We start from the raw sequence: 13225 nt of genomic DNA, 5'->3' as shown, positions 1-13225 counted from the left end.
TATATAATTTATGGAAGGGAGTGGTATAAATGGATGGGATTGATACAAGTAAAGAAGCAATCAAAATGGATTTGGCCTTTATTAAATCTTGTTTGAGACTGGTCAATCAAACGGTGATTTTAAATATACGAAGAGGTGAAACTTTTACCGCTTCAGAAAATGAAGAGATACATATGCTTATTTCTAAAATAGAAAAGGATCTTAACAAAATTAAAAAGAATATCGACTATGAACCTAATCATATTACGAAACGTTAAGCACATGCATTATTTCAAGAAATTATTAGAATTTGTTCTTTTATCCTTAGCTATGTACCTGTCATTTTCACAGTTTTTAATGAGGGAACACACTGTCTCAAAATTATTTGCTCTAACATTTTTTTCATTTCGTTATATATAGGAATTGAAATATTTAAAACGTTTATTAAATCTCAAAGAAAAAGTAAACTATAAAACTGAAACCGCTATTTGGCCACTTTGGAATCATTACTGAAAATGCTTATTGCCAATGTCATTCCTGCAACAATGCCAACTACGTTTGGGGAAGGCATCGCTACTTTAAAGAACCAAGCTGTAATAAAGCTGTAAGAAAAGCTTTCCGGTATAAGTTTATTTACTGCCAGCGTTACAACCGTTGGATAGATTAATAAAATTATTAAACAAGGAACCGCTACACACCATAATAAAGCATGATTAACGTTTACTGACCACTTTTGTACTAGCAGTATAGAAATATACCAGCCCAACAATAGTGAAATCATTACATCATACCAAAGAACAGGTACAATATTGAACTCCATTTGTGCCGTTTGTTGCAGATGAATTTTGAAATCGAAACTTAATTTTACTAATATTATTAATCCTATAACCCAAATTATTTTTTTAAAATAGTTAGAAACGTTGCTCATTCAGACACCCCTTTTATTAATTTTAACATATAATCCCAGTGTAGCGATGAAAATAACGATATATTTGACAAATCGACCTTTCATAACAGGTTTAAATCATCTTCCCTCTATAACTTTTCTTAGAGGAGAGATGATTTTTTTGTGGGAAATATATATTAAAATAACTATAAAGATTTTTTGGGAAATTGAACCTAATATAAATTGGTAATCGTCTAATAGCAGAATTTGAAGAAGGTTGTAAAGGGAGGGGGAGTCAATTGGACAGGGAGGAAAAGGATTTTCTATTAGAAAAAATAATGATTGAATATGGCAATGAGCTGGTTCGGCTGGCATTTTCTTATGTAAAGGATGTAGAAACTGCGAAGGATCTTGTACAAAATACGTTTATCAAATGCTATAAAAACATTGATTCGTTTCGGTACGATGCTCATATCAAAACATGGCTCTATCGAATTACGATTAACGAATGTAAGGATTATTTAAAAAGCTGGAATTATAAAATGGTGCAGGTAAAAAGCTTTATCAATGAAACTGCGAAGTCTATATTACCATCAACTGAAAAAAAGGTAATCGACAAATACAATAATGAAGAAATAAAAGATACGATTTATTCTCTTCCAAAGGTGTATCGGGAAGTAGTTTATCTTTATTATTATGATTCTTTATCGACAGAGGAAATTGCCAATGTATTAGATATTCCGGTTAATACCGTAAAGACCAGGTTAAGAAGAGCGAAGCATCGATTAGAATCAATGTTAAAGGAGGCAGAACTTCATGGAAGATAAACGATTACGAGAAAAAATTCATAATTCGTCTCATCAACACCTGACATTTACGAAGGAAGAACGTAATGCAGTATTTGAAGAAATCCGTAAACAGGACGAGAATTCTCATACTCAAAAGAATGTTTTTTCAAAAAAATTCGTTCCCATAACAGTATCTTTATTGGTAGTCGGTTTATGTATGATTCTGTTTTTTCCATCAATGCTTTCCGGGGATTTTATTGAAAGATCTAATAGTAGCAATTTGAGTCAAGAATCGAACAAAGGTGTTGCAAGCGAATCAAACGCCTTGGAAGCCGAGTTTTCTACCTCGTTGATTACGGTAAAGTCCGAAGTTATGGATAATCGAATATACCTTAATCTTTTACTTACTTATAGTAAAGATAAAAAGTTGATAAAAGTTGTCTCGCTTCCTAATGATACTTATGCCCCGATATCGGAGAATGAGGATGGAACATTTTATTATGATAAATTATTGTTTGCCTATTCTTTTGGCGATGCTGAAAATGTAAAAAAGACGGCTTCAAAGTTTTTTGATATACCAATTGATTATTATGCAGTGCTTGATTTAAAAACCGTTTCAGAGTTAATTGAATCGATGAATGGGATTGAGTATGAAATACAAAAAGATATTCGATTAAGAGGAGTAACACAGGCGGCTTTTGATTTCGAAAAGGGTACACATTATTTTAACGGGGAGCAGGTGTTATCATTAATGATGGCTGCGACAGATGGGGTATACCTGGATCATGAAAACTTAATAAATCTAATAAACGCTGTAATGAATAAGGCAGAAAACGAAATTCCAAAAGCAAAATTAAAAGAGTTGTTTTCTCAAATAGAAACCAATACACCCCTGGATCATTTAGTAGATTATCCTAGAGAGATTAATTCTATAAAATCGTTGCCTTTAAATGAAGGAATGTTTTCGGACGTCATACCATTAGGGAAGACAGTAGGTAAACACATTTATAGATTTGAGGAAGACTTTTTGCAAGCTGTTAAACAAGAGTTAACTACATTTAACTGAATAAGGATTGTATGAGGATAAGCATAAGTAATAGGCTTATCCTTTTTAGCAATTCTAAGTCATTAAGGAGATTGGATAATTTTCTATATAAAGGAATCAGCCTCTTCTTAATCTCAACGATTAGGAAGAGGCTGATTCATAAATACTTACAATGTGAAAATATCTTAAAGCATCGGTGTTCACTCGATGGTTTTTGTCACTGTCACTGTAACGGTTGTCCCAACTCCTGGTTTACTTGTAAAATGTATGGTTCCATTATGCAGTGTTAATACACTCTTTACTATTGATAACCCTAATCCTATACCTTCAATCGTACGTGTACGCGATGAATCAGCCCGATAAAAGCGTTCAAAAATTTGCTGTTGGTCGTGTTCACTAATCCCAATGCCGTTATCTTCAAATGTAATAGTAACAGTTTCTGGCTGTTCAATAAGCTCAATATCAATGGACCCAAACTCATTTGTATATTTTATCGCATTTGATAGTAAATTATCCCACACCGCATTTAACAATTCTGCATCTGCATAGATTTGTACTTCAGGTAGAGAATAGCTAAGCATTAAATTTTTTTGTTGAATTTGCCATTCATAATGCTGGAGCAGCTGTTTGATTTGTTTACTTACTGAAAATAATTTAGGTTTTAAAGGCAGGTCTTGCTGATCGAGCGTTGTGAGCTGTAAAAGTTGATTCGTCATAGTCGACAGTCGAGTAATTTCATGATGGATTGTATTAATATATTTTTGATTTATTGGATGCTCTTTTTCAATTAATGTGACATAGCCTTTAATATTTGAGAGAGGTGATTGGAAATCATGCGAAATATTTGCGATGAATTCTTTACGCTTCTCTTCAACTTGTGAAAGCTGTTTTGACATTTGCATAAAGCTTTGTGATAATCGTCCGAGTTCATCAAGTCTTTTAATATCTAGCTTAATATCGTATTTTCCCTTTGCAATACAAGTGGTAGCTTCGGTTAACTTTGTAATAGGTTTAACAATTAACTTCGTACATAATAAAACAAGTAATATGCTAAGGATAATCATTAATAATAATATTGTGGCAAATAAAAAGTGCATTTCATTAAATAACAACTTTATATTCGTTCTTACAAATAATGCGTAAGTCTCACTTTGATACTGAAGCGGAACACCTATTGAGTTTTTTAATTCATTTGCAAAAAAACCAGTCACAAATGTTTGATGGGGAAATTGTAAAATCCCATGATAAATAGTACCATCTAGAACCTGCTGAATTGTTGCATCTTCAATAGATGTGTCACGAAATGGATCCTGAAATGTAGTAGATTGCAATTCACGGTTAAAAACCATAATATGGTAACCGAGTGATGCCGAGTGCTGTAAATACTCGTGTAACTCAAGTTCTGGATGAGTTTCAATATAATTTGCCAATTCAACAGCAAGTAGTGTTGTCTTCTCATCATTTTGAGGCTTTAAGGACTGTTGATAATACAGGTTGGAAAAAAAGAAGGCCACTATGCTGCTGAATACCATAATGACAACCGTTGTTATGACAAATTTTGCATATAATGATTTCATTGAATTTCCTCTATGGAGTAGCCAATACCACGAACGGTTTTAATTTGAATTCGCGGTGTTAATTTTAAGAGTCGTGCACGTAATCGCTTAATATGTACATCAACCGTCCGTTCATCACCACTATAATCAATACCCCATACTTCCTCAATTATTTGTTCGCGTGTTAGCACTTGTGTAGCATGTTTGACTAAAAAGGCCAATAGCTCAAATTCCTTTAAAGGTAGCAATAATGTCCGTTCATTTATAATGACTTCATAGCTTTTATATAAAATTGTAAGTGGACCTAAATGGTAAGTAGCTGAAGGTGTAGTTGCTTCGTAACGACGAAGGAGCGCTTCTACACGAAACTGTAATTCTTTTGGATCAACAGGCTTTACGACATAATCATCCGTTCCAGCTACATACCCCTTTTCCTTATCCTCAAGTTGTCCCTTGGCTGTTAATAAAATGACAGGAAGATTATAGTAATTACGAATAGCTTTAGTAAGCTCATAGCCGTCTAAATAGGGCATCATCACATCAACAATTGCAATTGTAATCGTATGCGTCTTCAACCGCTGAAGTGCCTCCATACCATTCTTTGCATTCAGGACTTGATAGCCTATCTTGGAAAAGTAAATTGTAATGACGTCGCGTACATGCGGATCATCATCAACAACTAAAATGGTAGTCATCGTCTAAACTCCTAACCTCTATTTAAAATAGCCCAGCATAAGCTGCGCTATTTTAAATAAGTTACAGTATTTTTGAAATCTATTTTATGAAAGCTGTTCATCCAGAATTTTACCATCTCTCATGTGTACAGTTTTATCAACATAACGAAGCATTTCTTCATCATGTGTTACAAGTAAGGTTGTTAAGTTTAATGTTTTTGTTAAACTTTGAAGAAGCATCATAACTTCACTGGAACGTTTTGAATCAAGACTAGCTGTCGGTTCATCTGCAAATAATATTTTTGGTTCATGAATGATGGCACGAGCAATTGCTATTCTTTGTTTTTCACCACCAGAAAGTGAAGAAGGATACGCAGTTTTTCGATGTGTCATTCCTACAAGTTCTAGTACACGAGCGACATCCTTTTTATTTTTTTTCTTATTTGCAACATCCAACATTAATAATAACTGCTCTTCTGCTGTAAGAAACGGTACTAAGTGTGCAAACTGAAAAACGAAGCCAAATTGCTCGGCCCGCATTTGGCGAAGCTGTTCCTGGGAAAGGCTTGTTAGGTCTTGCTCATTAAAATAAATATGTCCATTTGACGCAGATTGTAACCCAGCGGCAATTGTTAATAAAGTACTTTTCCCTGACCCAGAAGCTCCGACAAGTGCTGTGATTTCACCTTTATGAAGGGGCAGGTCAATGCCTTTTAAAATCATTTCATTTGTTTCTCCGACAGTGAATGATTTTTCTAATTGTTGTATAGTAAAAAAACTCATATTATATCTCTCCTTGCTGTATTGCTTGTAAAGGTTGAACTTTTTTAATTTGAAGCCCTGATAATGTTGCTCCGAAAAAGCCAATGACTAAAAATATTGCAGCAAATAATAAGGTCGTATTCAGTGTTAAATGGAAGGGCATACCTTGTGGAGCAAAGTTTTGAAATAGTTGGCTTAACAAAAGGGAAATGCTTAAAGCAATTGCTGAAATTAGGAGCATTTGCGTCCACATCATGATAAATAATGTGCTTGTTTTTACTCCAATTGCTTTCAAAATTCCATATAAACCTATTTTTTGCACGTTCATCATATAAAAGAAAATTGCAAATAGCATGCCACTAATCACAACTAAAAACCAAATAATCATGTTAAGCGAAAGCTGTTCAGCAGAATAACTAGGAATCGTATTTAAAAAATCTTTGTTCGAATACATAGTTAAGCCATCAATTGTTTTTACCTCTTCATCTGCTAAATACAGTAGTTGAAGATCAGTTGTTCGGTACATTTCTGTGAAATCCTCTTGATGAATAAAGGCTACAGCTGCGTGATTAAATTTGGTTTGATCGGAGAAACCAACAATTTCCCACTGACCGCTAAATTGATTACTCGTTAAAATATCACCAATTTTAAACCCTTCTTCTTTTAAAGAAATATCTACAATCATTTCACCTGCAGCGACCTTAGGGAAGATATCGGATTCGGTTGTTGTTACAAAGGCCACACTCTGCTGATTACCTTCAGCATTGTGGAACATACCCATTTGAATAGAAAGGGCCGTAGCATCTGGATACTTTAGAAGAAGCTCCTTTTGCTGTGTACTTGATATTCTTGATAGGGCGTAGTTATCTTCTGCCTCGGTTGTCATATAAAACTGTCCATCTGGTAGCTCTTTAATTAGTGCTGCATTATCTTGAGATAATCCGTTTGCTAACCCTGCTATCATAAATGTCAGTAAGCTAATTAAAAGGACAATTAGTCCAAAAATGAAAAATTTACTTTTATTTTTCTTCATCTCTTTCCATGCTAAGTTCATAAAATTGCCTCCTAATATTGTTGATAGCGTTAGTATATAGACTAATTATGAACACACGATGAACGGGGTATTAAATACTGTCGTCAGCATAGTTTGCACTTAAGAATTATTTGATTTAGTTAATAACTCTATTTCGAATAATTAGCAGCTGCATGTGGAATAATGCCAATTAAATAATAATGTTCTTCAAGCCTGCCCAATATTATTAGAGCATTTTGTGTGAGGAGATAAAGTAAATGAAGGATAAAACGAAAAGGTGGTACTCATTAGCACCTAATTCTTTAGTTATGGGTATGATACTGGCTCTAGTCGGGGGATATTTGGATGCTTATACGTATATCACCAGAGACGGGGTATTTGCGACAGCACAGACCGGAAATACAGTCTTGTTTGCGGTGCGGGCTGCGAGTCCGGAATATAACGGAGCACTTCAAAATATCCCACCATTCGTGGCTTTTATAGCGGGCGTTTTAGTTGCCGAGCATATGAAAGATCGACTGGATATGCACAGACGATTCGTTTTGGCTTTAGAATGTGTGATTTTATTTATCGTCGGTTGGTTACCAGGAAGTGTTCCTAATATGATCATTACAATAAGCGTGGCATTTGTGTCTTCGTTACAGATTGCAACATTTAACAAACTGGGGAAATGGAGCTATAACTCAACCATTACGACAGGGAATTTACGAACAGCATCTTCAGCTTCCTATGAGGCGTTTGCCAATCAGAATAAAGAAGCCATGAAAAAATTTATAAGTTTTTCAGCCATCATCCTTTCTTTTATCGGTGGAGCCTTAATTGGAACCTACTTCAGTACGACATTGGAATACAAAGCAATATGGATTGCCTCGGGAATTATCCTCGTTATAACAATCCTTTATCATAAAACGAGAGAACAGGAAGGCACAGATGAACCAATTGAGGTAAAAGAAAGCCCGTAATTTACAGCGCTCACTTGATCAACAGGTGAGCGTTTTTTAGCGTTAAGAAGTGATTACACTGGTTTTAGTATTAAAACCATTATGCTACAATTGTAAAATATTACATAGCAATTTGGAGGTCACAATGTTTTTTATTTTTATGGCTGTATATGGTACACCAGTTTTAGCGATTATTTTTTGCTTAAACTTGGCCCTAATAATCGATAAATCCCGTAACGATAAGGATTTTCAGGTAAATGTCTACTTAATGACGGGAGCATTTACAATAATGATGTCCTGTATAACAATTGCGCTGTTAACTGTTTTAGATGGCGTTTGATCAAAAAGATGCTTAGGACAACATAAAATAAGGGGAGATTTTACCGTTATTTGATTGATGTAGCTCATTTTAAGATAAATAAGGGAACATTTTACCGCTATTGTAAATAAAATCATAAATTTTCATGTTTTTTAGGTCAATAACGGAAATCCCTTCCCTTATTTTTACTGTATTTTATGTTATTTTAAAAATAACGGAAATTCATTCCTCTATTTATCTCATTACGTAATTCAATCGCCCTCCCCAACCACTCCAACTCAAAGTAATACACTACGTTAAAATCTATAATTACTTTAACAGTAAAACATTCTATTATGCCGCTTGCGCTATCTCGAGGAGGCAGAGAGCGGAACTAATATATTTTATATCTTCATTTTTGCAGAAATTCACTTTATATCAAAGCAGAGCGGACTTCATAAGAAAATCTTATTTTTCAAATTTGTCTTCCCCAACTTATGGTGTTGGACCAAGAAAAGATAATAAATGGTATAATGTGGAATGTAGCGGGATTTCTCTTCAATTCATAAGTGTAAGAACAAATTTATAAGAAAAGAGGAAATTTAACTTGTATAAAGATCAAAACTTAATCATTCGACCGATAGAAGAAATGGATTTACCTCGTATTTGGGAATTGGAATACAAAGAAGAAAAGCCAGAGTGGAAAAAATGGAATGCTCCTTATTATCCCCATGAAACACAATCTTTTGATAAATTTTTACCCATCGGTAGAGATTGGATAGATCAATCGAATGTGTGGGTAGTAGAAGTTGATGATGTGTTGTGCGGAACGGTGTCATATTACTGGGAACATGAACCATCAAAATGGCTAGAGATGGGTATTCTTTTTTACGAAGGTGGAAACTGGGGGAAGGGGCTGGGAACCCGTACTTTAAAACTATGGATTGATCATTTATTTAACACAATGCCTTTAGTTCGCGTTGGCTTTACTACATGGTCAGGAAATGAACGGATGATCCGCGTAGGTGAAAAATTAGGGATGCAATTAGAAGCGCGCATTCGTAAAGTTCGTTATTATGAAGGAAATTACTATGATTCGATTAAAATGGGCATCTTGCGAGAAGAATGGGCAGCACAGAAATTTAATCATGAAAATAAAATAACGTCCCCAAATTAAACATTAGTAGTTATGTAATTACATAGAGAGCAACATCGCTTGTTTTCATTTAAGGATAGGGATTTTTTTAGAATTGAATGAAAAGAGGTTACGGATATGCGGGATAGAGGTTCAGTAGTAATAATAGAAAATGATAAAGTTGGGTTAATTAAAAGAATTAGAGATAGCTCTGTTTATTATGTTTTTCCCGGTGGTGGAATAGAATTTTAGAAACATCTATTAGTTTTAAGGAGGAAGCTTATTTATGGATTTATTGCACCCTATATTCGGAGAGTTAGAGTTAAATGAATTTGAGGAATACGAAGCAATTAGACTTATAAAGTTTTCAGGATTAGAAAAAAAAGTGAAAATAACTTTTGATGATGAAATCAACGAGGAACATTGTCGAGCATATCAATCTTTTATAGAAAATTTAGATAGAATAACCCCAGATATAATACATTCTATCATTGAATATCAGAATGAATGTCATGATGACACTGACTATACAGCGAGTTTTAAATATTTCGAAAATACTAATGATATCATAGAAAGTACCGAACTTTTTGAAATTGCTCTTCAAACAGAACTTCATGGGGGAGTTACGGATTCAAACCTCTATCATAAAGTAATGAAAGAAGAACTAGATGGTATTGAAGAAGAAAGATACGTAGTACTATTGTTTGAAGCGAATTGGGTTAATGATGATTATCGTATCTTAAGTGTTGCTTTGGCGAATGAAAAGGTGATTTACGTCACAGATGAAAATATTACAGTTTAATTTGCAGATTATGAGTATAATACGAAGTCTATCATCTTAAAGATTTACATTCGATGTCGGTGAAATGCTTTTCCACAATATTGTATTCAAAAAAACGTTTTCAATAAGACTTGCTGACTAAATAAAATGCATCCATATGACGATTGATTTAGTTAATCATTTTCGAACATCACTCAACAACAATCATGCGCTTTCCTTGAAATAAGGAAAGTGTTTTTTTATTAAAGGCTCATATTATGCTCGATATCTCTCATCTTTTATGTTTTAGCGTTTCCATAAATAAAAAAATTAGAATAATGAGAATTATTTTAGGTTTATACGATGTATTAAGTGTAGGGCCCTTACAAAGACAAAGGAGTTAATTGTATGAAGATTACGAGTGAGAACTTTATCAAGTATTTTAAGAAGGGAAGAGAAGATGCACTTGTATTTGTAATTGACCAATATATTGGGATTGTGAAAGCAATTATATATAATGCGTTAATATCCTTCCAGGACTCGCAGCTTATTGAGGAATGTATAAGCGATACGTTTCTAGGAGCATTTGAAAATGCAAAGCAGTTTCAAGGAAACCAAGAGGACTTCAGTAAGTGGATTTGTACGATTGCCAAATTTAAAGCGATTGATATACAAAGGAGATCGGTAAATTCACCAAAGGTTGTCGAATTAACCGTGAATGGCTCCGAAGTGAAATCGGCAGAGGATGAATTTTTCTCTAAGTACATGATGGATGAATTATTAATACTCATGGAAAAATTGGATCAGATAGATCATGACATTTTCATTATGAAATATTTTTTAAATATGAAAAATGAAGAAATTGCTCATCAACTAGGCTTAACAAAGGCAGCAGTTGATAATCGCTTATATCGTGGTAAAAAAAGACTTCAACAATTACGTTTAGGAGGCGTTTTCTCTTGAAAAAATTTTATCGTAAATTAAACGATTTAAAAATCGAAATGGACATTGAACCTATGGATGTAGACGAATTGGAAAAGGCTAGAATTAAAAAAAATGTTCTGAAAGGCAAAAAGAAAAATAACTTATTCAGAAATATAGCCGTTGCTGCATCCCTTTTGTTAGCTTCTAGTTTCACTTTAAGTATTGCATTTCCAACCTATGCTGCCAAGTTGCCAATTATCGGTAGTGTTTTTGAATTGTTTAATGAAGATGATCGTTATGTTTTTGGAGAGTATAGCAATTATTCGACTGATATCGGTATTTCAAAAGAAAGTAATGGTATAAATATTACCTTAACAGATGCAGTTTATGACGGTGAAAATGTTGCAATAGCATATACAATTGAAAGTGAAAAGGATCTAGGAGAAAGACCAATTTTAGAAGGAGATTTCATAGTAGAAGAATTTAATGGAGCGTATGAACATAATGGATACTCTGAAAACTATTTAACTAAAAAAATTGGTGAGAATGAGTATGCCGTTCTTTATGTAAATGAATTAATCAAAGGTCCTAAGCCTAGTAAAATAAATGTTTCATGGGAAGGGAACTCAGTTAGAAATTTGAATAATGGGAAACAACAAAATTCTGGAGAATGGTCTTATCAATTCGCTTTACAGGCTTTAGAAAGCGAAACGGAAAATTTAATCGGAACCGGTTACAACACTGAAGACACTGGGGTAGCAATAACACTTATAAAAAAGACTGAAACGCCTATCTCGAGTACATTTTATTTATCGGAATTGGTAGACGAACGTCTGGTTTCGAAGGAAGATGATGAATTCCGAGGTGTACTTATTGAATATAATGTAACAGATGATTTAGGAAATAAACAAAACTTCATTCACTATCGAGATACTGGTCATAGTACTGATTTTCTCGGTAATGTAAGCTTTCCTAGATTAACTCTAGGTGATTTTGATAATAGAGCAAAGTCCATCACTATTACACCAACAGTTCATGTTTTAACAGTTGGTAAATCAGACAGCGATGGAAATAGACCATTGGTACCTGTAATGGCACCATACGAAATTGACCCAATTGTATTTCCCCTAAATAAGTAGCTTTTGCCTGAAATTAAAGGTTCCAGAATGATAATTCTTATCCAATATGCGGGTGCGATTCTGTAACAAGGACTCGCGCTCGTTTTCATGATTGGTCGAATAAGTGGAATAAAAGAAGGAATTATTCGTAAGTGAATCGAAACAACTAAAGATTATTGATTAATAATTTGGAGGATTACAATGAAAAAAGGAATAATAAGAGCACTGGTTATTTGTATATTTCAAAAAGACGACTCCATTCTTGTTGCAGAGGGCTATGATTCAGTAAAAGGTGAGTATTTTTACCGTCCTATAGGAGGCGGAATTGAATACGGAGAAAAAAGCACAGAAGCATTAATGAGAGAGGTACGAGAAGAAATTGAAACCGAAATTTTTAATCTTACATATTTAGGGACGGTTGAAAATATTTTCACTTTTAACGAAGAAGTAGGTCATGAGATTGTCCAAGTATATGATGCCGACTTTGTTGATTCAACTTTTTATACAGAGGCATTGTTTGAAGGTAAGGAAAGTGACGGGAACACCTTCAAAATTATGCGATTACCTATAAGTAGGTTTCAAAACGATGAACTACGACTTGTTCCTAAAGGTCTTTTAGATTTAATTAAAGAACAACAAAATTGTTAAGGCCTCTAATTGGCACGATTCTTGAAGCAAAATTGCGTTTTTTTCAGCAATAGGGCTAGATCAACTATTCATAAGGGATTGCCTATTTTCTTCAAAAACTGGGTATGGTATAGAAACGGTTTATAATTGCTCTATCAAATTAACAATGCAATAACATCAAATTTTGAAAGGTATTGCAGAGCTATTAAAAAGCATATGATATACCTTAAATGCAATTCTGTAATAAGGATTACGGTAGTTTTTATTATGAACCATTTGCGAAGACGCCTAGTCTGCTAAAGAAAGTAATTGTTGAAACTGAACAAGAAATGGGGGAACTAGCCATGTTGATACTAAATATGTTGCAAGTAAATGATTTTGTTGATAGTCGGATGTTGAATAAGTTAGGGTATCAATTAGATATTTATAAAAATGCTTATATTAGTAAGTGTGGTTCTACACTCGTTTATCTGTATCGAAAACCGTATTTCGGAGAAGTAGTAATAGCGAAAGAAGGAAATGAGCAAAAGCACCAAGAGAATTTAAATGCCCTATTCGCGGCTGGTTATTTGGTCGAAGGGTGAAGTGGAAAACAAAGGAACATAATAATTTCATGCTCCTTTGTTTAAAATTGTATGAAGTTTTTTCCTCAACTAGTAAGAAAATAAAATTAATTAGTAGTCGATACAGGGCGCGATT

At 33.9% G+C, this 13225-nt stretch carries 16 protein-coding genes and 1 pseudogene; 12 read left to right on the top strand and 5 right to left on the bottom strand.

Annotation, left to right across the window (positions count from 1 at the left end; all coding sequences use genetic code 11):
• Window positions 1–29: 29 nt before the first annotated feature.
• Window positions 30–257, top strand: coding sequence for a phosphoglycerate mutase (locus H9632_RS07820; RefSeq protein WP_191703563.1), 228 nt, complete (start codon window positions 30–32; stop codon window positions 255–257).
• Window positions 258–463: 206 nt separating this feature from the next.
• On the opposite strand, the gene H9632_RS07815 is transcribed toward H9632_RS07820, so the two are convergent.
• Window positions 464–907, bottom strand: coding sequence for a hypothetical protein (locus H9632_RS07815; protein ID WP_191703562.1), 444 nt, complete (start codon window positions 905–907; stop codon window positions 464–466).
• A 257-nt stretch (window positions 908–1164) separates the two neighbouring features.
• Between H9632_RS07815 and H9632_RS07810 the strand changes: the two genes are divergently transcribed.
• Together H9632_RS07810 and H9632_RS07805 are read left to right on the top strand one after the other, a co-directional pair.
• A complete protein-coding gene (locus tag H9632_RS07810; protein ID WP_191703561.1) occupies window positions 1165–1692 on the top strand; it encodes a sigma-70 family RNA polymerase sigma factor in 528 nt (175 codons plus the stop codon).
• Window positions 1682–2719, top strand: coding sequence for an LCP family protein (locus H9632_RS07805; RefSeq protein ID WP_191703560.1), 1038 nt, complete (start codon window positions 1682–1684; stop codon window positions 2717–2719). The genes H9632_RS07810 and H9632_RS07805 overlap by 11 nt, the downstream gene beginning before the upstream one ends.
• Before the next feature lie 179 nt (window positions 2720–2898).
• Here H9632_RS07805 and H9632_RS07800 read toward each other — a convergent pair whose 3' ends face one another.
• The 4 genes from H9632_RS07800 to H9632_RS07785 form a co-directional block, all read right to left on the bottom strand.
• Window positions 2899–4275 carry a HAMP domain-containing sensor histidine kinase gene (locus tag H9632_RS07800; RefSeq protein ID WP_191703559.1) on the bottom strand — a complete coding sequence of 459 codons (1377 nt, stop codon included), beginning with the start codon at window positions 4273–4275 and terminating at the stop codon, window positions 2899–2901.
• Complete coding sequence (locus tag H9632_RS07795; RefSeq protein ID WP_191703558.1) at window positions 4272–4949, bottom strand: response regulator transcription factor; 678 nt, start codon at window positions 4947–4949, stop codon at window positions 4272–4274. Before H9632_RS07795 ends, H9632_RS07800 begins: the two co-directional genes overlap by 4 nt.
• A gap of 84 nt (window positions 4950–5033) precedes the next feature.
• Entirely contained in the window at window positions 5034–5711 is a 678-nt protein-coding gene (locus tag H9632_RS07790; RefSeq protein WP_191703557.1) for an ABC transporter ATP-binding protein, read from the bottom strand.
• A 1-nt stretch (window position 5712) separates the two neighbouring features.
• Complete coding sequence (locus H9632_RS07785) at window positions 5713–6744, bottom strand: FtsX-like permease family protein (RefSeq protein ID WP_191703556.1); 1032 nt, start codon at window positions 6742–6744, stop codon at window positions 5713–5715.
• 236 nt (window positions 6745–6980) lie between these two features.
• Here H9632_RS07785 and H9632_RS07780 point away from each other — a divergent pair, with 236 nt between their 5' ends.
• The 9 genes and pseudogenes from H9632_RS07780 to H9632_RS07740 all read left to right on the top strand — a co-directional run bounded on the left by H9632_RS07780 (window position 6981) and on the right by H9632_RS07740 (window position 13110).
• The gene (locus H9632_RS07780) at window positions 6981–7685 is read left to right on the top strand and encodes a YoaK family protein (protein ID WP_191703555.1); all 705 of its coding nucleotides are present in this window, start codon (window positions 6981–6983) and stop codon (window positions 7683–7685) included.
• Between the two features lie 124 nt (window positions 7686–7809).
• On the top strand, window positions 7810–8004 hold the full coding sequence (locus tag H9632_RS07775; RefSeq protein ID WP_191703554.1) for a hypothetical protein: 195 nt from the start codon (window positions 7810–7812) through the stop codon (window positions 8002–8004).
• 565 nt (window positions 8005–8569) lie between these two features.
• The gene (locus H9632_RS07770) at window positions 8570–9139 is read left to right on the top strand and encodes a GNAT family N-acetyltransferase (RefSeq protein ID WP_191703553.1); all 570 of its coding nucleotides are present in this window, start codon (window positions 8570–8572) and stop codon (window positions 9137–9139) included.
• 96 nt (window positions 9140–9235) lie between these two features.
• A pseudogene (locus H9632_RS07765) lies at window positions 9236–9343 on the top strand (DNA mismatch repair protein MutT); the annotation flags it as partial.
• A 40-nt stretch (window positions 9344–9383) separates the two neighbouring features.
• Window positions 9384–9899, top strand: a complete 516-nt coding sequence (locus H9632_RS07760) for a DUF6985 domain-containing protein (protein ID WP_191703552.1) — start codon at window positions 9384–9386, stop codon at window positions 9897–9899.
• 366 nt (window positions 9900–10265) lie between these two features.
• The gene (locus tag H9632_RS07755) at window positions 10266–10820 is read left to right on the top strand and encodes a sigma-70 family RNA polymerase sigma factor (protein ID WP_191703551.1); all 555 of its coding nucleotides are present in this window, start codon (window positions 10266–10268) and stop codon (window positions 10818–10820) included.
• Window positions 10817–11920: a DUF4179 domain-containing protein gene (locus H9632_RS07750; protein ID WP_191703550.1), complete on the top strand. Its 1104-nt coding sequence runs from the start codon at window positions 10817–10819 to the stop codon at window positions 11918–11920. Before H9632_RS07755 ends, H9632_RS07750 begins: the two co-directional genes overlap by 4 nt.
• A gap of 180 nt (window positions 11921–12100) precedes the next feature.
• Complete coding sequence (locus H9632_RS07745; RefSeq protein ID WP_191703549.1) at window positions 12101–12547, top strand: NUDIX hydrolase; 447 nt, start codon at window positions 12101–12103, stop codon at window positions 12545–12547.
• Window positions 12548–12756: 209 nt separating this feature from the next.
• On the top strand, window positions 12757–13110 hold the full coding sequence (locus H9632_RS07740; RefSeq protein ID WP_225223738.1) for a hypothetical protein: 354 nt from the start codon (window positions 12757–12759) through the stop codon (window positions 13108–13110).
• Window positions 13111–13225 lie beyond the last annotated feature (115 nt).

The sequence above is a fragment of the Solibacillus merdavium genome, from assembly GCF_014836935.1.
GTDB classification, from domain to species: Bacteria; Bacillota; Bacilli; order Bacillales_A; family Planococcaceae; genus Solibacillus; species Solibacillus ferritrahens.
Note: the sequence above shows the minus strand (reverse complement) of the source record. Positions and strands in the feature narration are given on the sequence as shown.